Genomic DNA, 18,723 nt, shown 5'->3' on the forward strand with positions numbered 1-18,723 from the left:
GATGGGCACTACTCTAATCCGGGTGGCAAACACGAATCGTCCGGCTCCGCCTGTTCCGCCGCCGCTCGCGCCCCTGATCGACGCGCATACCCACCTCGATGCCTGTGGCGCAACCGATGCCGCGTCGACCGCGGCCATCGTCGACCGGGCCGCCTCGGCCGGTGTCGGGCACGTGGTGACCGTCGCCGACGATCTCGCCGCCGCGCAGTGGGCCGTGCGGGCCGCGAACTGGGATCCGCGGGTGTACGCCGCTGTCGCGTTGCATCCCACCCGGGCCAACGCCCTCGACGACACGGCGAAGGCCGAGCTCGAGCACCTCGCCACCGACCCGCGCGTGGTCGCGGTCGGTGAGACCGGCCTCGACTACTACTGGCCGGGCAAGCTCGACGGCTGCGCCGACATCGAAACCCAGATCGAGGGTTTCCGCTGGCACATCGACCTGGCCAAACGCGTGCGCAAACCGCTGATGATCCACAACCGCGAAGCCGACCACGACCTGCTCACGGTGCTGCTCGACGAGGGTGCGCCGGACACGGTGATCTTCCACTGCTTCTCCTCGGACGCCACGATGGCCGAGGCGTGCGTGGCGGAGGGGTACGTGCTGAGCTTCTCGGGCACGGTGAGTTTCAAGAACGCGCACGAATTGCGCGAGGCCGCCAAGCTGGTGCCCGATGACCAGATCCTGGTGGAAACCGATGCGCCGTATCTGACACCGCACCCGTATCGCGGTGCGCCGAACGAGTCGTACTGCCTGCCGTACACCGTCCGCGCGCTCGCCGAAGTGCGGGAACAGGACCCGCAGACGCTGGCCGAGATCACCACCGCCAACGCGCGCAGGCTGTATCGGATTCGGTAGTCCGTTTCGCCGGATCGACAGGGGGCTGGACATTAAACGTGAGTCGGCTCACATTCCTCTGCTGACATCGTTATCTACCAGCGCGGTCTATATCGAATTGTGATCTACGATCCCGCTGTTCGGGCGGCCTGGTGTTGTCTACCGCGCACCGCGTCGTTATCGTCCTGTAATCATGTCAGCTTTTGCGCGGATCAACTCGTCACGTTCACCGCTGCTGTTCGCAGCGGTGGCGGCCATGCTGCTGATTCTTCTCGTCGGCGCCTCGCTGGCCATCGTGAACCACAAGACGGTCGCGATCGTCATCGACGGCGAACGGACCGAGCTCTCGACGATGTCGCGCGACGTGCGCGCCATCCTGGCCGACGCGGGCTACGAGATCGCCGAACACGACGAGGTGATCCCCGCCGCGAGCGCCAAGGTCGGTGACGGCGCCACCATCACCTTCAACCGGGGCCGCGAGATCACCGTCACCGTCGACGGTGTCGAGCGCAAGGTGTGGACCACCGGCACCACCGCGGGCGACGCGCTGGCATCGATGCAGATCCCGTCCGACACCCACGTGTTGCCCTCGCGCACCGAGAAACTGCCCCTCGCGGGTGCGGCGCTGAGTGTGTACACCCCGCGCACCATCGCGCTGGTCGACGGTGGCGCAGCCCCGGTCGATGTGCGCCTCGCCGCCGCGACCATCGGTGAATTCCTCACGGCCGCGGGCGTTCCGTTGAAGGACGAGGACTTCACCGAGCCCGCCGCCACGACCCCCCTCGCCGAGGGCATGCAGGTCGTCGTCACCCGGCAGCGCACCGAACAGCGCACCGAGACCCTGCCGCTCGATCCCACCGAAACGGTGATCGAGGACGTGACCATGAACATGAGCCGCACCGTGGTGGAGAACCCGGGGATGCCCGGTCTGCACGAGGCGACGTTCGCGGTGAAGATGGTGAACGGCGTCGAAGCCTCACGCGTGCAGGTGCATTCGAATGTGATCACGCCCGCGCAGAACAAGACGATCCGCAAGGGCGCCAAGCCGGGGACCGAGGTTCCGCCGGTGCGTGACGGTGCGGTGTGGGATGCGCTGGCCAAGTGTGAGTCGACGGGGAACTGGGCGATCAACACCGGCAACGGGTACTACGGCGGCATCCAGTTCGATCAGAGCACCTGGGAACGCCAGGGTGGCTTGAAGTACGCACCGCGCGCCGACCTGGCCAGCCGCGAAGAGCAGATCGCGATCGCCGAGGTGACGCGGGCCCGTCAGGGCTGGGGCGCCTGGCCCGCGTGCACCGGACGCCTGGGAATCAGCTGATTTCGCAAGAACAGTAGGTAACTCTCAGCCACCTCCACTCCGGCGTGGGGCCGAGAACTGGCACTCGGGCTCCGGGCGACACGCTGGACACGCGCAGAGGCGGAACAGCCCAGCCTGTTAGCGTGCTCTCGTTTCGCCGGGTCTGCTGTGCTCGTGCGGCGGAGTCGGGTCGGTGACGAGTCGACGGGTGGTTGTGATGCGTAGGGTTTCGGCCTGGTGGCGTTCGGTGGCCGCGGCGGTTCTGTCGGCGGGGGTCGGGGTGTGTGTGCCGCTGCCGGTGGCGCATGCGCAGGCTCCGGGGACTGTTATCGCGGTTGTTCCGCAGGGGGATGGATTCCACGGGATGTCGGGGGCTCAGGTCATCGACTACTGGACGCGCGGGGTGGGCGGTGTGTCGCAGCCCGCCAGCGGTGCGCTGTATTTGCCGAGTGGTGTTGCGCCTGCGGGTGGTTGGCCTGTTGTCACTTATGACCACGGGACTACCGGGCTCGGGGCGGGGTGTGGGGGACAGTCGGATCCGGCGGGGGCACCGTGGCCGGAATCGCAAGTGGGGCAGGATGTTTTCCTGCGGTATCTGGTGTCGAAAGGGTTCGCTGTCGTCGCGCCGGATTATCTGGGGCTCGGCAGGTTCGATACCGGTCCGCATCCGTATCTCGGCATCGACACCGAGGCCACTGCCACCATCGACATGCTCCGGGCCGCGCATTCTGTGCGCGATGATCTCTCGCCGGTGTGGGTGGCGACGGGGATGTCGCAGGGCGGGCAGGCCGCGCTCGGCACCGCGCACCGGCAGGCCAGTTACGCGCCGGAGCTGGACTTCCGCGGGACCATCGCGATCGACCCGGAATCGGACGTGGAGAAGGTGGCCACGCTGCTCGGGCCGGGCAATCCCGATCGCCTCAGCGGCGGGATTCTGGGGTTCTCGGCCAGCATCCTGGCCGGACTGCGCGCTGCCCGCCCGGACGCGCAGGTCGACAGCTATCTCAGCCCGCTCGGCCGCCAGGTCATCGACGAGATCGGCGCCCTGTGCTCGGACGCCATCGACGACCGGGTCGCTGATCTGACGCTGGGCGCGATGCTCAGCCGCTCCCTCGGCGACGAGCCGCTGCGGTCGGTGATGGCCGACTACATGACCGTGCCGACCAGCGGTTACGACGCGCCGATCCTGCTGCTGGTCAACGCCACCGACCGCACGGTGCCCTCGCCACTGCACGCGGCACTGGCCGCCCAGTTCACCGCGGGCGGCGTGAACTACACACCGGTGGTCGGGACGGGCAGTCACTGCGAGCTGAATCCCGCGATGTGGTCCGCGATCGATGAGTTCCTCGCCCGGGTGCGCTGATCGCCTGCCGCTCTCCGGCACTGCCCATCGGTCTGCATGGATGCCGGTTGATCCAGGGCCCGGCCCGCCCTGATCTGTACACTCGTCCAAGATCGTGATCGCCTGGTAGGGAGACTGAGTTGTGCTGAACAACCCGATTCGCGCGACCTTCGTCGCCACGCTGGTCGCGAGTGCGCTGACCGCTGCCGGATTCGCTCCGGCCGCCGCGGAGGCGCCCGGTTCGCTCATCTCGGTGCAGGCCGAACCCGCGGGCTGGCACGGGCTCGACCGTGGCTCGTCGGTCGAGTACTGGATGACCGACTCGGCCGGCGTCCAGCGCCCGGCCAGCGGCGCGATGTTCCTGCCCGAAGGTGACGCACCGGTCGGCGGCTGGCCGATCCTGGCATACGACCACGGCACGTCGGGCTCCGGCCCGGGTTGCGGTGGTCAGGCCGATCCGGAGACCGCGCCCTTCCAACAGCAGCGCGGGGGGGAGGACCGGCTGCTGAAGCGGTTCGTCGACCAGGGCTTCGCCGTCGTCGCGCCCGATTACCTCGGCCTCGGCCGATTCGACACCGGCCCGCACCCGTACCTCGAGGTGCGCAGCGAGGCAACTGCGACGATCGATCTGGTCCGTGCTGCCCGCGCCGCCAACCACGACCTCTCGCGCACCTGGAGCGTGCTCGGCGTTTCACAGGGTGGTCACGCGGCGCTGAGCGCGGCGCACGTGCAGGCTGAGTACGCCCCTGAGCTCGACTTCCGTGGTGTCGCCGCGATCGACCCAGCCTCGGACGTGGAGAAGATCCTGCCGTTCGTCAGCCCGACGACGCCGATGGTGCCGGGGCTTTCCAGCGCCACCACCTCGTTCATCGTCAGCATCCTGGCCGGTCTGCGCGCCACTGACCCCGCGCTCGGCATCGACTCCTACCTGACTCCGCGCGGCAAGGAAATTGTCGACGCCGCGGGCAGCCAGTGCCTGGACGAGATCCTTGCGTCGACCAAGGGCGTCACCTCCGCCGACCTGCTGGCCCGCCCGCTCGCACCGCTGCGCGATCCGCTCGCGGCCTACATGATGCTGCCGACCAGTGGTTACGATGCCCCGATCCTGTTGTCCATGAACGTCGCCGACATGGTCGTGCCGTCGCCGCTGCACGCGGCGCTGGTCGCCCAGTTCGCAGCCAACGGCGTCGACCAGCAGGTGGTCCTCGGCAACGGCCAGCACGGCTCGGTCTCGCCCGAGCAGCTCGCCGCCATCGACGGTTTCCTCGCGCGCGTCAACGCGGCCCCGACACAGCGCTGAGCTGCCCGATCAACAAGGTTGGTAGGTTCTAGCAGTGTCCGAACCAGAGAATTCCGCTCGAGGTAGCCGTGCCGCCTTGCTCGGTCCCGCCGAGGTGCGGACCCTGGCCGAGCGTTTCGGCGTCCGACCCACCAAGCAGCTCGGACAGAATTTCGTGCACGACGGCAATACCGTGCGGCGCATCGTGTCCGCGGCGGGTGTCGGCGCGGGTGACACCGTACTCGAGGTCGGCCCGGGTCTCGGCTCGCTGACGTTGGCGCTGCTCGACGTGGTCGACCAGGTGGTCGCCGTCGAAATCGACCCCGTGCTCGCGAACTATCTGCCCGAAACCGTCGCCGATCGCGCGCCGGGCCTGGTGGAGCGTCTGCGCGTGGTCGAGGCGGACGCGCTGCGGGTGCGTCCGGAGCAGTTGCCCGCCGTCCCGACCGCGCTGGTGGCGAACCTGCCGTACAACGTGGCCGTGCCGGTGCTGTTGCACCTGCTCGCGACGTTGCCCAGCATCATGGTGTCGCTGGTGATGGTCCAGGCGGAAGTGGCCGACCGGCTTGCCGCCGAGCCGGGGAACCGGGTGTACGGGGTGCCGAGTGTCAAGGCGGGTTTCTTCGGAAAGGTCCGGCGGGCCGGTCACGTGGGGACGCAGGTCTTCTGGCCGGTGCCGCGCGTCGAATCGGGTCTGGTGCGGATCGACCGATACGCCGAAGCGCCGTGGCCGATGGACGACGCGCATCGCAGGCGGGTGTTCGAGGTGATCGACGCGGCGTTCGCGCAGCGGCGAAAGACGTTGCGGGCGGCGCTGTCCGGGTGGGCGGGCTCGCCTGCCGAGGCCGAGCGCCGGCTCGTCGCCGCCGGGATCGATCCGACGGCACGGGGCGAGACCCTGGAGACGTCGGCGTTCGTCCGGTTGGCCGCGACGACCTGATCGGCGCGAGCGGTACGCCCGCGCGGCGAATCGTGGGCTCCCGCAGGAGAACCCGCAGTACACCGGCCGTTCACCGGCGCGGGTTGTGGTGCCCCTGTGAAAGCAATTGTGGACAACCGGTTTTCGCGGCACTCGGAGTTGATCATGCTCGGCGGACGGCGCTCCCGGTGGAACCCGGAAATTTGTGTCGCACCACGTCCGGGGAAAGATGTGGATGACGTTGTGGATGATTCGTGACGCGTCCTGACGTGGGTGAACCCACGGTGAACGGGGGCGTTGTCGCGAACCGGGTCGATGCTGGGCGAGCTGGACGCGCTCGCCCAGCACGGGTGGTGTCAGGCGCTCAGCGCGTAGCCCGCTTCGTCGACCGCGGCGGCAACATCGGCGTCGGCCAGTTCGCCCGAGCTGTCGACGCGAACGAGGCCGCTGGCGAGGTCGACCTCCACGCCGGTGACGCCATCGATCTTGCCGATCTCCTGCTTGACCGAGCTCACGCAGTGTCCGCAGGTCATCCCCGTGACGGTGTAGGTGGTGGTGGCCATGGCCGGCTCCTTCGCTCTTCCAACATACGGTCCAGGGGTATGTCCCCGACACGAACGAACATACCCCCCAAGGGTACCTGACGCAACCCCTGGGCCGAGTGCCGGGCATTCGGCGTGCGTACTAGTCGGTGGAACCTATTACGCTGGGGAATCGTGCTGTCAGTTGTGCCCAGCCCGGTCGTCGTGCGAGCTCCGTCGAAGGTGAACCTGCATCTCGGAGTCGCTGATCTGCGCCCGGACGGATACCACGACCTGACCACCGTGTTCCAAGCATTGTCCCTCGCCGACGACCTCCGTCTGGCCCCCTCTGCCTCGCTTTCCGTGCGGGTGAGCGGCGAAGGCGCCGCCGAGGTGCCCACCGACCGCACCAACCTGGTCTGGAAGGCCGCGGTCCGCCTGGCGCATCTGGCGGGCCGTGCCCCGCTGGTCGAGATCGCGATCACCAAAGGCATCCCGGTGGCCGGTGGTATGGCGGGCGGCAGCGCCGACGCGGCCGCGACCCTGGTCGGGCTGAACGAGCTGTGGGACCTCGGCCTGACCCGTGAGGAACTGTCCACGATCGCCGCCGAACTCGGCAGCGACGTCCCGTTCTCCCTGCACGGCGGCACCGCACTGGGCACCGGCCGCGGCGAACGCCTGCTTCCGGTGCTGTCGCGCAACACCTTTCACTGGGTCCTCGCGCTGGCCAAGGACGGTCTGTCCACCCCCTCGGTCTTTCGCGAACTCGACCGGCTACGCGCCGAAGGGGAGCCGCCGCGCCTCGGTGATCCCCAGCAACTCATGCAGGCACTGGCCGCCGGCGACCCGCACACCCTCGCGCCGCTACTCGGCAACGACCTCCAAGCCGCGGCACTCTCCCTGAAACCGGAACTGCGCCGCACGCTGCGCGCGGGCGTCGGCGCGGGCGCCCTGGCCGGGCTGGTCTCGGGGTCGGGGCCCACGTGCGCGTTCCTCTGCGAATCGGAGGAGGCCGCGATCGGTGTCGCCGCGGAGCTGGCAGGCGCGGGCGTGTGCCGCAGCGTGCGCACGGCCACCGGTCCTGTTCAGGGCGCCCGCGTGCTCGACACCGAGGCACACTCCAAACGCTGACGACCACCAGCTGAGTCCGGCCGCCGCAGTGCCGGTCAGAGCGACCGGCGGCGTCCACTATGATCGCAATCAACAGATCTCGCACGAACATGGGTAATTCACCGGGAACGGGCCAACTGGTCCAGCAATCCCCCCGTCGGACGCCGACGCACCGCAACCCCGCACCTATGTCTGGCCTGAAGTCGCGGAGAGGCGGCAATGCCCAACCTGATCAACCTGGAACAGGTCTCCAAGAGCTTCGGCGTCAAGCCGTTGCTGGATGACGTCTCCCTCGGAATTCACGCGGGGGAACGGATCGGGGTGGTGGGCCTCAACGGTGGCGGTAAGACCACGCTGCTCGAGGTCCTGACCGGACTGGAGCCGCCCGACAAGGGCCGGGTGAGCCGAGTGGGCGGGCTGCGGATGGCCGTGGTCACCCAGCGCGGCGTGCTGCCCGAGGGCGCCAGCATCGGTTCGATCGTGTTCGCCGGGCTGTCCGACGACCTGTCGACCGCCGACATCGCCGACCACCAGTGGGCCGCCGACTCGCGCGTGCGCTCGATCCTCGAAGGCATCGGCATCGCCGATCTGGGCCTGGACACCCTCGTCACGAACCTCTCCGGTGGCGAACGCCGCCGCGTCGCCCTGGCGGCGGCGCTGGTGCGCGACCTGGACCTGCTGGTCCTCGACGAGCCGACCAACCACCTCGACATCGAGGGTGTGCAGTGGCTGGCCGAACACCTGGTCGCCCGGCGCACCGCGCTCGTCGTCGTGACCCACGATCGCTGGTTCCTCGACACCGTCGCCAACCGCACCTGGGAGGTCGTCGGCGGCAAGGTGGAGACCTACGAGGGCGGCTACGGCGACTGGATCTTCGCCCGTGCCGAACGCGCACGTCAGGCCGACGCCTCGGAGTCGCGCAGACAGAACCTGGCACGCAAGGAGCTGGCCTGGCTGCGGCGCGGCGCCAAGGCCCGCACCTCCAAGCCGCGCTATCGCGTCGAGGCCGCCGAGGCACTGATCGCCGATGTGCCCGCGCCGCGCGACTCGGTCTCGCTGGCCGCGTTCGCCCGCAAGCGCCTGGGCCGCGTGGTGATCGAACTCGAGGATGCCGCCCTCACCACCCCCGACGGCCGGGTGCTGGTCGACGACCTCACCTGGCGGCTCGCGCCGGGCGAGCGGGTCGGCCTGGTCGGTGTGAACGGGTCGGGCAAGACCACGCTGCTGCGCGCGCTGGCCGGGGAGACCGAACCCGCCAAGGGCAATCGGATCCAGGGCCAGACCGTGCAGATCGGCTGGCTGCGGCAGGAACTCGACGACCTGCCCACCGATATGCGAGTGCTGGAGGCCGTGCAGCAGGTCGCACAGCGAATCATGCTCGGCGACAAGGAGATCTCGGCCGGTCAGCTCGCCGAACGGCTCGGTTTCACCCCGGCCCGCCAGCGCACCCCGGTCGGTGACCTCTCCGGTGGTGAACGCCGTCGCCTGCAGCTCACCCGCATCCTGATGGCCGAACCGAACGTGCTGCTGCTCGACGAGCCGACCAACGACCTCGACATCGACACCCTGCAGCAGCTCGAGGATCTGCTCGACAACTGGGCGGGCACGCTGGTGGTCATCAGTCACGACCGCTACCTGGTCGAGCGCATCTGCGACTCCACCTGGGCCCTGTTCGGCGACGGCAAACTCACCAACCTGCCCGGCGGCATCGATTCCTATCTCGCCAAGCGCGCCACCATGGCAGGCAACGCCAAGCCGCTCACCGCGAAGACCGGTGGCACCTCGACGGATTCGTCCGACCGCCGCGCCGCCCGCAAGGAACTGTCGAAGGTCGAACGCAGCATCGCCAAACTCGACGAGCGCGAACAGAAACTCCATGCCGCCCTCGCCGACGCCGCGACAGACCCGGACAAGCTGGTCAAGCTGGGAGCCGAGCTGAAGGAAGTTGTCGCCGAAAAAGAAGCGGCGGAAGAGCGCTGGATGGAGTTGGCAGAAGCCGCCGACCAGTGATCTCGCACGCACATGGGTAACTCCCGGGGTACGGGCTGACTCGGCGGGAGTCCTGCTGTCAGCCGCCGACGCTCCGTGACCGCGCACTCGAGTCCGGCCCGAAGTCGCGGGGAGGCGGACCAGTGGTTTCGCGGCCGTCGTTGATGACGACCGGTAAACACGTCTGGACGAAGTCGGCGCCGAATTCGGTGAGCAGGATGCTGCGGTAGCTCACCTTCGTACCGAAACCGGGGCGCTTCAACGCCTCCCGCACCTGCTCCTGGGCTTCGATGACCTGGTAGCGGTGCGGGTTGCCGACGGGTTCGCGGGTGGACTCGATGAGCCCGAGCCTGCGCAGGTTGGGCAGGTACTGCGGCACCCGGTTCGGAAACCGCAGGCCGGCGTGGTCGCCCAGCATCGTCAGTCCACTGATCAACCGCTCGCCACCGAACGCCCGTTGCCGCCCGGTGCGCACATCGATGGCGGGCTGCGGCCCGTCGACGTGCAGGAAGCGCAGGATCCGTGCCTCGTCCGGCGTGATCTCGGCGAGAATCCCGGGATAGGCCGGATGGGTGTCGGGCTGTGCGGCGGTGGTGCTGGCGGACAGGCGCAGCAGTTCGGCGCCCTGCTCACGCAGAGTCGGCGTGCCGTCCTCGCGGTGGTGTTCGGCGCCCGTCGGCAGGCCGAGGGCGTGCCGGAGCCGGTCGCGCACTTCGGTTTCCGCTTCGGCGAGCACCTCGTTGGGCGGGTTGCCCGCCATGCTGCCGCGCAACACCGTGACGGTCACCCCGAGCGCGGTGTCCAGGGTCCACAGCGTCATTCCCGAGGCGGCGGTCAGCGCGACGCGCGCCACCCCGGTCGCAGCCCGAACCGTGCGCACCGGTGAGACGGGCAGCAGGCCACGCCTGTCGTGGGATACCTCGAGCGGCGGTACCGATCGTCGCACCATGTCGGTGGACGGGGTCCCGTCGTCTACATCCATGTCGTCGCTACTCCTGTTCCGAAGACCAGGATGTGAGCGTATCCGGCGAGCAGTCCCAGCGCGCCGCCATGGACAAAAAGCAACCATTCGTCCTGTTTGATCGCCGAGCGCAGCATGTCCACGAAGTCATGGGGAGAAAGTGCGGACATTTGCCGGGCGATGTAATCGTTGACCTGCCTGCTCTGCTGAGCATTGAACGCGGGGTCGGCGAACGCCATGGGCGCGATCGTCATGGCTTGCGTGGTGAGAGTTGTTTGCAGCGAGTCGTATTCGCGGCTGCCGAGCATGAATTTCACCGCGGGCCGCGCGGGCCCGAGCGCACGGTCGGCGGCCGGGCGCAGGGTGTCCTCGAGCATCTGCAGGGTCCGGTCCGAGCGCGGTCCGTTGAGCAGTTCGTCGCCGATGTTGGCCACCGTGACGACCTCGGTGGACACCAATGCCGCGTAACCCGCGGTGATTTCGGGCTGGCGCTTGATCAGCAAACCCTGCCGCCACGGGCACCACCACTTCGGTGTGGCGGGCGCGAAGATCATGTTGATCCCGATCCAGTTCACCACCCAGCCGATGATGATCCCGCCGACCGGCAGCACGACCAGCGCCGAGAGCCCGGTGGTGTGCAGTGCCAGCACCAGCAGCAGGCCGCAGGGTGCACCGAAGTAGAAGCCGAAGTTCTGCATGAACCGAAGCTCTTTGGCGCCGAGCACCTGGAACAGCTGATTGAGCAATTGGGGTCGGGCCTGGAAGTAGCGGATCACCATCTGCTTCACATCGAGCAGTTGATCGATATTGGCGCCGAGTTCCATGGTGAGGTCGCGCAGGATCTCCGGCAGTTGCGAACGCACCCGCTGATGGATCATTTCCCTGACTTGAACAGGCAGGTTGTACCAGAGCTGGGGATGCTCGCGGCGCAAGATCACCTCGACGATGTCGCGGATCTGCGCGTCGGCCACCTCGGCCAGATGTTCGGCCAGCTTCTCCGGGTCGAGCTCGCGATAGAAGTCGGCGACGCTGCCCAGCTTGGACAGGCCCTTGTCGACCGCGATGCTGGCCATCTTGTCGGCACGCGAGGGCACGATGCCCTGCCAGCCGATCCGGCCGTCATAGCTGAGCAGCGGCAATACCTGGATCCGCTTGGGCAGATAAGGGAAGACCGCGCGCAGACCGGGCAGTCGGAATCCGTGGAATTTGATCGGCTGGAACAGCATGAGAATGCCGGACCAGTTGGTTATGTAACCGATAATTCCTGTGAAAAGAGGAATGGTCAGAATTTCTAGCAGGAGTGTCGGGTGTAACCCGAACACACTCTCCAACACGACACGCCCTCCTGCCGATACCCGGTGACCACCGCCTCACCGAGAACCAAAAATTTATCACCCCCGCGGCGAGGTGACCCTACTGTGAGATGAGGAACTGGGTCCATTCGTCGTGTGTCAGGCCACAGGGTAGTGTCTGAGACATCAGTCACAGAACCTGTCCCGAATGACGTACTCGTCTTGGCGAGTCGGACACAATGACCACCACCACCTTTCGTGACAGGCCACAAATACCGTGCAGAGGGGACGCGCGGTAGGTGGTGGCACTGTTCACATGGCGAGACTTCGGAGTAGGACGTGACAGACGACAGGACCGGACAGGACCTGGCCCGTGCCGGTACCCGCGCCGTCGAGCGCAGCTCGGACGTCGAGCAGCGACAGATCAGTAATGAAGCACGGCTGATCCGTGGCGTCTTCCGCGCCGCCGGATTGGCCGCCGGTACCGCGGTGCGCGGCAGCCAATGGGCTGTCGGCACCACCTACGAGGTCACCAAGGAGCTGGCGCAGGCGGCGCTGGACGGCGAATCCTCCGCCGATATCGCCGAGCGCACCGGCAATGCCCTGCGCTCCATCGCGCGCAGCGCACTCGGCGTCACCGAGGGGTCGGTGCGCGAGATCGTCAGCTATGTGCCGACGCCGAACGGCTCGTCGCAGCAGGCCATCACCGTCGGCCCGTACCTGCGCTCGGCCACTACCGATGACCTGCGGCGACGTGGCGACGCGCTGTTGGCCCGCTCGGCCGACGTGTACTTCACCGAGGACGTGCACCCGGCCTACGACCGCATCCTCGACGAGGTCGCTCCCGACGAGGCCCGCATCCTGCGATTCATGGCCCTCAACGGTCCGCAACCCTCGGTCGACGTGCGCACCAACCGCCCGCTCGGCATCGGCTCGGAGCTGGTGCAGGGCGACCTCACCTCGGTCCCCGAACAGGCGGGCGTGCGCTACCCGGACCGCGCTCGGTCCTACCTGATCAATCTCAACCGCCTCGGCCTCACGCTCACCTCCGACGATCCGGTGGTGCTGAGCCGGTACATGGTGCTGGAAGTGCAGCCCGTCGTGGAACACGCGCTCAAGAAGGCGGGCCGCGCGCCCAAGATCGTGCGCAAGAGCCTGCGTCTGTCGGAATTCGGCGAGGATTTCTGCCGCACCTGCTTCACCATCGGGTAGCTCAGACAGCCGGGCCGGCCGGCGCCGGAGGTCACACTCCGGTTTCGGCAGTGATAGCGATCTGATACAGAACGGGCGGCGAGCCGTTTCTGGTGGGATCGTGGAGAAATGGAGCAGGGCCCGGAATCACCGAACGTGCACGTCGACGAACCCGTCGCGGCCGCGTGGGCAGGGCCTGCGCCGGTGCTGCCCGGCGAGGACGAGCCGTTGGTCGCCGGGGCGGACTCGGGGGAGGCATGGATGGTGACAGCGCCGTCGGACGACGACGAACAGCCCGCACCCATCGAGCGCCCGCCGGACGACCCCGACGATCGCATCGCGATCGGCAGGCTGAAATACCGCTATCTGCGCAGCCTGGACACCAAGTCGTGGGACGAGTTCGCCGATACCCTGGTCCCCGAGGCGACGGCCACCTATAGCGAGTATCTGCAGTTCGAGTCGCGCGAGGCCTTCCTGGCCTTCCTGCGCAACACCCTCGGACCGCACGTGATCACCGAGCATCGCTGCGACCACCCCGAGATCGATGTCGACGGCGACACCGCCTCCGGCACCTGGTATCTGGCCGACACGGTGATCATTCCCGAACACAACATGTGTCTGCGCGGCGCGGCCTTCTATACCGACAGCTATGTGCGCTGCGAGGACGGGCACTGGCGCATCTCGCACACCGGATACGAGCGCACCTACGAAGTAGTGCTCTCGCTCAGCGATCTGCCCAGCCTGCGGCTCACCGCGAGCCGCTGGGGAATGATCGCCCAGGAGAACCACATCTCCTCGGTGGAACGCAATCCCGGGCCTGCCGCCTGAACCTCCGGCCCAGACAGCGTCAGTCCGCGGTCGCGACCAGCGGTTCCAGCGTGAGTTTCGGGTGTTCCTTCTCGATGTACTGCAGCCGCCACTTGTCGCTGAACAGCGCCAGGATCACGCCGTCGGTACGGGTGAACACCTCGACCCCGCGCTGGCGATCCAGTTCGGGCGCCGACTCCGCGTCGGTGCGCCGTGCCAGCGTGAAGGGCAGGAAATCCAGCTGGGTCTCGACGTTGAACTCGCCCTGCATCCGCGCGGTGACCACCTCGAACTGCATCGGACCGACCGCGGCCAGCACCGGGGTGGCGTCACCGCGCGCGTCGTTGCGCAGCACCTGCACCACGCCCTCGGAATCGAGCTGGTCGATGGCTTTGCGGAACTGCTTGTACTTGCCGGCGCTCTGCGCGCGCAGCGTCGCGAAATGCTCGGGGGCGAAGCTCGGGATCGGTGGGTACTCCACCTTCTTCTCGACGAACAACGTGTGACCCGGCGCGAGCGCGGTGGCGTTGACCAGGCCGACCACATCGCCGGGGTAGGCCGTGTCGACCGTGGTGCGCTCGCGGCCGAAGACCGTCAGCGCGTATTTGGTGGCGAACGGGCGACCGGTCTGCGCGTGGGTCACCACCATGCCGCGCTCGAATTCGCCGGAGACGATCCGCATGAACGCCAACCGGTCGCGGTGGGCGGTGTCCATGCCCGCTTGCACCTTGAACACCACCGCGCTGAACGGGTCACCGGTCGTGCGTTCCTTGCCCGTCACGTCCTCGCGTGAGCCGGGCGCGGGCGCGAGCTGCACCAGCGTCTCGAGCAGTTGGCGCACACCGAAGTTCAGCATGGCCGAGGCGTAGATCACCGGCGAGGTCTGGCCCGCCAGGAACATCTCCTGATCGTGGTCCTGCCCGGTCGCCGAGAGCAGTTCGCTCTCCTCGGCCGCGGTGGTCCACGCCTCACCCTCGCGGGCTTCGGCTTCGTCGGCGGTCAGGTACTCCTCGGGTGCGATGGTCGCGCCACCGGCGGTGCGGGTGAAGTGGATGTACTCGGCGGCCTCGCCGTCCGGTCCGCGACGCAGCAGGCCGCGGAAATCGCCCGCGATGCCGACCGGCAGGAACAGCGGTGTGGGGGTGAGGCCGATCCGCTCGCTGATCTCGTCGAGCAGTTCGAGCGGGGCCTGACCCGGCCGGTCCCACTTGTTGATCACGGTGATCACCGGGATGCCGCGGTGGCGACACACCTGGAACAGCTTGAGCGTCTGTGGCTCGAGGCCCTTGGCCGCGTCGATCAGCATCACCGCCGCGTCGACGGCGGTGAGCACCCGGTAGGTGTCCTCGGAGAAATCGGAGTGGCCGGGGGTGTCGACGAGGTTGATCACATTGTCGATATCGGACCCGGCGGCGCGGTAGTTGAACTGCAGCGCGGTCGAACTGACCGAGATACCGCGCGCCTTCTCCATTTCCATCCAGTCCGACACCGTCGACTTGCGACCGGCCTTACCGTGGATGGCGCCCGCCTCGGAGATCATCCTGGCGTGCAGGGCCAGCGCTTCGGTGAGCGTCGACTTACCCGCGTCGGGGTGCGAGATCACGGCGAACGTGCGCCGACGGGCCACCTCGGCGGGTAACCCGCGGGGGGTGGGGGCGACGTTCTCTCCGGACTCGGACAAAGGGGAGCCTTTCGGTGGGGGCAGCCTTTCCAGGGTACGAGGGGCTGAAGGGGTGGTCACAGGGGGGATCAATTGTTCGGTAGTCCCAGGAGGTTTGACGCTGTGTTTTTTGGAGCGCTGGCGCGCTCGAGTCGCGGCCCCTGGGGGGCCGCCGGTTAGCCACCGGGGCTTGCTCCTTCGTCGCGTACGCCCCGGCGGCTGACCGGCGACCCGGCCGCGACCGGCCACTTTGTGGCCGCTGCTCCCTATGGGTCGCAGGTGGGGGTTCGGAGTGCGGTCATGGCGGTTTCAGATCGCGGATTGCTATGCGGTATGGTTGGCGGGTTGTCTCGGCGAGGGTGAGTGCCCGTTTGGTGCGCACACCGTGATCGACGCGGCTCGGCTGAGTTTGTTTGGGCCGTCCTCGTTCGTTCTTTCGTCCGACGAGTAGACCTTGACCCCGGAGTTGGGTCACCCATGACCAGCCGTAGGAGCGCATTCAGTATGTCCGACGCCAATCTGATCGAAGCTGCCGTCCGCACCGAATTCGGTAAGGGTGCCGCCCGCCGCACCCGTCGCGACGGCAACGTGCCCGCCGTGCTGTACGGCCACCACGCCGAGCCGCAGCACCTGTCGCTGAACGCCAAGGCGTTCGCCGCGATCCTGCGCCTGCACGGCACCAACGCCATCCTGAACCTGCAGATCGACGGCCAGCCGCAGCTGGCGATGACCAAGTCGGTCGTCGTGCACCCGATCCGTCGCTACATCGAGCACGCCGACCTGCTGATCGTCAAGCGTGGCGAGCGCGTCACCACCGACGTCAACGTCGTCGTCACCGGCGAGGCCGCTTCCGGCACCCTGATCACCCAGGAAGCCAACACCCTGTCGATCGAGGCCGACGCGATGAAGCTCCCCGAGACCATCGAGGTTTCGGTCGAGGGCATCGAGGCGGGCACCCAGATCCTGGCCGGCTCCATCGCGCTGCCCGCCGGTGTCACCCTGGCCGGCGACCCGGAGTCGCTGATCGTCAACGTGATCGAAGCGCCGTCGGCCGCCAAGCTGGACGAAGAGGGCGAAGGCGCCGAGGCCGAGACCGCGGAGACCGCTCCCGAGTCCGAGTAAGACTGCGCTACGGTTCGGCCTGTGACCGAATCTTCCGGGCCCGCGCTCGTAGTCGGACTGGGTAACCCAGGCCCCGAGTACGAGCGCACCCGCCACAATGTGGGCTTCCTGGTCGCCGATGTGCTCGCCGAGCGCGTCGGCGGCCGTTTTGCCGTGCACAAGAAGTCCGGTGCCGATCTGCTCCAGGCGCGATTGGACGGGCGTCAGATCCTCATCGCGAAGCCGCGCACCTATATGAATCTGTCCGGGCGGCCGGTGGCCGCGCTGGCGAAGTTCTTCTCGGTGCCGGTGGACCAGGTGATCGTGATCCACGACGAGCTGGATCTGCCGTTCGGGACGCTCAAGCTCAAGCAGGGCGGCGGCGAGGGTGGTCACAACGGGCTGCGGTCTATCTCGCAGGCGTTGACCACCAAGGACTATCTGCGGACCAGGATCGGGATCGGGCGCCCGCCCGGTCGACAGGATCCGGCCGACTACGTCCTCAAGCCCTTCGCCGCGCCGGAGCGCAAAGAGGTTCCGGTGATCGTGGAGCAGGCCGCCGACGCGGTGGAGCTGCTGCTGAAGGTCGGGCTGGAAGCAGCCCAGAACAACCTGCATTGAGACACTCGGCGCGCCAAGGCACTTGGCGCGCCGAGTTCGTTCTCAGCGCAGGTGCACCGCGGTGGCCGAGCGGCGGAGTTTGCCCGAGGAGGTCTTCGGGAGAGCTCCGGGGCCGAGCACGGCCACGGTGCGCGGGCGCGAGCCCACTTCGGCGAAGACCTCGTGGACGATCTCGCGCTCGATGCGCTTCACCTCGTCGGCCTCCTGGTAGTCGTTGGATTCGACCACCACCGCGAAGCTTTCGCGTTTCTCCCCCGCGTCGAGGCGCACCGCGACCGCGTTGCCGGGGCGCACGCCCGGTACGCGCAGTGCGGCTCGTTCGATGTCGGTGGGGTAGATGTTGCGCCCGCCCATGATGATGACGTCCTTCATGCGCCCACACACCACCATCAGGCCGTCTTCGGTGAAGTAGCCGATATCGCCGGTGTCGAGCCAGCCGTCGGCGTCCTTGGCGGGGCGGAAGCCGTCGACGGTGACATAGCCCGAAGTGACAGCGGGGCCGCGCAATTCGATGACGCCGACCGAGCGGACCGGCAGCGGCTGACGTTCGGCGTCGACGACGCGCCCCTCCAGATCGTCGACCAGGTGCCCCAGCGTGGGCAGCCTGCGCGGGGTGCCGTGGTGGCCGTCCTCGGCGATCGGTACCGCCTTGCCGACGACCTCGAGCAGGTCGGCATCGATCACGTCGAGCACCTGCCCGTTGCCGGGGTCGGGAATCGAGACGGCCAGGGTGGTCTCGGCCATGCCGTACACCGGCGTGAGTGCCATCGGGCTGAGCCCGAACTGGTCGCCCGCCGCCGCGAGGGCGATCATGGTGTCGGGATCGACCGGTTCGGCGCCGTTCCACATGTAACGCACGCTGGACAGATCCAGGGAGCCCGGTTCGGCCTGACGCAGGCGCCGGGCCAGCAGGGAGTACGCGAAATTCGGCGCGGCGGTGACAGTTCCGCGATACTTGTCGATCAGCTCGGCCCACAGCAGTGGCCTGGCAAGGAAGTCCAGTGGTGTCACGCACACCACCTCGGCGCCGAATTGCATAGGTACGCTAAGGAATCCGACCATCCCCATGTCGTGGAACAGCGGCAGCCAGCTGATCATCACGTCGTCGTCGAGCTGGAATTTGACCCGGTTGAACATCGCGTACGCGTTGGTGTTGAAGTTGCCGTGGGTGATCCGTACGGCCTTGGGGGATCCGGTCGAACCGGACGTCAACTGCTGCAACGCGATATCGCCCTCGGTGGTCGGCACCGGATCGGTATCGGCACCTCGGTGCAGGTCCTCGACCGGCACCACGATGATTCCGCGTTCCCGCAGCACCGGCTCGGCCGCCGCGAACGGCGCGCCGAGTACGACAGCCTTCGCGTCGATCATGTGCAGCACCGTTTCGGTGTCACGCACCCAGACCGCGAGGTCGGTGCGTGGCGTCGGTTGATGCAACATGGTGATGGAAGCGCCACGCATCCAGATGGCCTGGCAGGCAGGCGCGATGTCGACCGGCAGGCCGGCCAGCACGCCGACGGCGTCGCCGTGCCCGATCCCGGCGTCCGCGAGACCACCCGCCATCCGCCGCGCCTGCCTATGAATGTCCCCCCAGGTCTGCCGCAGTGGTGCCTCCGGCTCTCCGGTGACCAGCCCCTTGGAGCTGGTCAACGCTGTGCCAAACATTTCGTCGGTGAACCTGCTCAACGTCGGTCTCCCTTTACGCCAACGATCGGTTACGGCCGTGCTCTGCACTCCCAACAAGAAATCCCGCCCCGCCCCACGCGTGTTAACCCGGGCTGACGCCCCAGCACCC

The 18,723-nt window shown here is 67.8% G+C and carries 16 protein-coding genes; 11 read left to right on the top strand and 5 right to left on the bottom strand.

The window, feature by feature from the left end:
• Position 1 precedes the first annotated feature (1 nt).
• From ACFVVI_RS15455 to rsmA, 5 genes are all read left to right on the top strand, one after another.
• Entirely contained in the window at positions 2-856 is an 855-nt protein-coding gene (locus ACFVVI_RS15455) for a TatD family hydrolase (RefSeq protein ID WP_378993215.1), read from the top strand.
• A gap of 172 nt (positions 857-1,028) precedes the next feature.
• The gene (locus tag ACFVVI_RS15460; protein WP_378993213.1) at positions 1,029-2,156 is read left to right on the top strand and encodes a transglycosylase family protein; all 1,128 of its coding nucleotides are present in this window, start codon (positions 1,029-1,031) and stop codon (positions 2,154-2,156) included.
• Positions 2,157-2,499: 343 nt separating this feature from the next.
• Positions 2,500-3,498 carry an alpha/beta fold hydrolase gene (locus tag ACFVVI_RS15465; RefSeq protein WP_387445896.1) on the top strand — a complete coding sequence of 333 codons (999 nt, stop codon included), beginning with the start codon at positions 2,500-2,502 and terminating at the stop codon, positions 3,496-3,498.
• A 121-nt stretch (positions 3,499-3,619) separates the two neighbouring features.
• A complete protein-coding gene (locus tag ACFVVI_RS15470; protein ID WP_387445827.1) occupies positions 3,620-4,777 on the top strand; it encodes a lipase family protein in 1,158 nt (385 codons plus the stop codon).
• A gap of 34 nt (positions 4,778-4,811) precedes the next feature.
• Complete coding sequence (gene rsmA, locus ACFVVI_RS15475) at positions 4,812-5,696, top strand: 16S rRNA (adenine(1518)-N(6)/adenine(1519)-N(6))-dimethyltransferase RsmA (protein WP_378993208.1); 885 nt, start codon at positions 4,812-4,814, stop codon at positions 5,694-5,696.
• A 335-nt stretch (positions 5,697-6,031) separates the two neighbouring features.
• On the opposite strand, the gene ACFVVI_RS15480 is transcribed toward rsmA, so the two are convergent.
• A complete protein-coding gene (locus ACFVVI_RS15480) occupies positions 6,032-6,238 on the bottom strand; it encodes a heavy-metal-associated domain-containing protein (protein ID WP_378993206.1) in 207 nt (68 codons plus the stop codon).
• 153 nt (positions 6,239-6,391) lie between these two features.
• On the opposite strand from ACFVVI_RS15480, the gene ACFVVI_RS15485 reads away from it, so the two are divergent.
• Together ACFVVI_RS15485 and ACFVVI_RS15490 are read left to right on the top strand one after the other, a co-directional pair.
• Complete coding sequence (locus ACFVVI_RS15485) at positions 6,392-7,327, top strand: 4-(cytidine 5'-diphospho)-2-C-methyl-D-erythritol kinase (RefSeq protein WP_378993204.1); 936 nt, start codon at positions 6,392-6,394, stop codon at positions 7,325-7,327.
• A gap of 198 nt (positions 7,328-7,525) precedes the next feature.
• Positions 7,526-9,316: an ABC-F family ATP-binding cassette domain-containing protein gene (locus tag ACFVVI_RS15490; RefSeq protein ID WP_387445828.1), complete on the top strand. Its 1,791-nt coding sequence runs from the start codon at positions 7,526-7,528 to the stop codon at positions 9,314-9,316.
• Positions 9,317-9,374: 58 nt separating this feature from the next.
• Here ACFVVI_RS15490 and ACFVVI_RS15495 read toward each other — a convergent pair whose 3' ends face one another.
• Both ACFVVI_RS15495 and ACFVVI_RS15500 read right to left on the bottom strand, forming a co-directional pair.
• Positions 9,375-10,277 (bottom strand): Abi-alpha family protein, encoded by a 903-nt coding sequence (locus tag ACFVVI_RS15495; protein ID WP_379312871.1) that lies wholly within the window; start codon positions 10,275-10,277, stop codon positions 9,375-9,377.
• Complete coding sequence (locus ACFVVI_RS15500) at positions 10,268-11,482, bottom strand: hypothetical protein (protein WP_378636028.1); 1,215 nt, start codon at positions 11,480-11,482, stop codon at positions 10,268-10,270. The genes ACFVVI_RS15495 and ACFVVI_RS15500 overlap by 10 nt, the downstream gene beginning before the upstream one ends.
• Positions 11,483-11,887: 405 nt before the next feature.
• Here ACFVVI_RS15500 and ACFVVI_RS15505 point away from each other — a divergent pair, with 405 nt between their 5' ends.
• A complete protein-coding gene (locus tag ACFVVI_RS15505; RefSeq protein WP_378993200.1) occupies positions 11,888-12,760 on the top strand; it encodes an Abi-alpha family protein in 873 nt (290 codons plus the stop codon).
• Between the two features lie 240 nt (positions 12,761-13,000).
• Complete coding sequence (locus ACFVVI_RS15510) at positions 13,001-13,567, top strand: nuclear transport factor 2 family protein (protein WP_387445897.1); 567 nt, start codon at positions 13,001-13,003, stop codon at positions 13,565-13,567.
• A gap of 19 nt (positions 13,568-13,586) precedes the next feature.
• Here the strand turns inward: ACFVVI_RS15510 and ACFVVI_RS15515 are convergent, their stop codons facing one another.
• Positions 13,587-15,227 carry a peptide chain release factor 3 gene (locus ACFVVI_RS15515; protein WP_387445829.1) on the bottom strand — a complete coding sequence of 547 codons (1,641 nt, stop codon included), beginning with the start codon at positions 15,225-15,227 and terminating at the stop codon, positions 13,587-13,589.
• Positions 15,228-15,710: 483 nt separating this feature from the next.
• Here ACFVVI_RS15515 and ACFVVI_RS15520 point away from each other — a divergent pair, with 483 nt between their 5' ends.
• Positions 15,711-16,328, top strand: coding sequence for a 50S ribosomal protein L25/general stress protein Ctc (locus tag ACFVVI_RS15520; protein ID WP_378993198.1), 618 nt, complete (start codon positions 15,711-15,713; stop codon positions 16,326-16,328).
• A gap of 21 nt (positions 16,329-16,349) precedes the next feature.
• Positions 16,350-16,928, top strand: coding sequence for an aminoacyl-tRNA hydrolase (pth, locus tag ACFVVI_RS15525; protein WP_387445830.1), 579 nt, complete (start codon positions 16,350-16,352; stop codon positions 16,926-16,928).
• A 42-nt stretch (positions 16,929-16,970) separates the two neighbouring features.
• Here the strand turns inward: pth and ACFVVI_RS15530 are convergent, their stop codons facing one another.
• Positions 16,971-18,614 (bottom strand): fatty acyl-AMP ligase, encoded by a 1,644-nt coding sequence (locus ACFVVI_RS15530; protein ID WP_378993194.1) that lies wholly within the window; start codon positions 18,612-18,614, stop codon positions 16,971-16,973.
• Between the last annotated feature and the right edge of the window lie 109 nt (positions 18,615-18,723).

Source organism: Nocardia sp. NPDC058114 (assembly GCF_042884695.1).
Lineage (GTDB): Bacteria > Actinomycetota > Actinomycetes > Mycobacteriales > Mycobacteriaceae > Nocardia.

What these genes read in the sequence shown, in the direction of transcription:
- ACFVVI_RS15455 (WP_378993215.1), top strand. Translation starts at nt 2, where the DNA reads ATGGGCACTACTCTAATCCGGGTGGCAAACACGAATCGTCCGGCTCCG.
- ACFVVI_RS15460 (WP_378993213.1), top strand. Translation starts at nt 1,029, where the DNA reads ATGTCAGCTTTTGCGCGGATCAACTCGTCACGTTCACCGCTGCTGTTC.
- ACFVVI_RS15465 (WP_387445896.1), top strand. Translation starts at nt 2,500, where the DNA reads ATGTCGGGGGCTCAGGTCATCGACTACTGGACGCGCGGGGTGGGCGGT.
- ACFVVI_RS15480 (WP_378993206.1), bottom strand. Translation starts at nt 6,238, where the DNA reads ATGGCCACCACCACCTACACCGTCACGGGGATGACCTGCGGACACTGC.
- ACFVVI_RS15490 (WP_387445828.1), top strand. Translation starts at nt 7,526, where the DNA reads ATGCCCAACCTGATCAACCTGGAACAGGTCTCCAAGAGCTTCGGCGTC.
- ACFVVI_RS15495 (WP_379312871.1), bottom strand. Translation starts at nt 10,277, where the DNA reads ATGGATGTAGACGACGGGACCCCGTCCACCGACATGGTGCGACGATCG.
- ACFVVI_RS15500 (WP_378636028.1), bottom strand. Translation starts at nt 11,482, where the DNA reads ATGCTGTTCCAGCCGATCAAATTCCACGGATTCCGACTGCCCGGTCTG.
- ACFVVI_RS15510 (WP_387445897.1), top strand. Translation starts at nt 13,001, where the DNA reads ATGGTGACAGCGCCGTCGGACGACGACGAACAGCCCGCACCCATCGAG.
- ACFVVI_RS15520 (WP_378993198.1), top strand. Translation starts at nt 15,711, where the DNA reads ATGTCCGACGCCAATCTGATCGAAGCTGCCGTCCGCACCGAATTCGGT.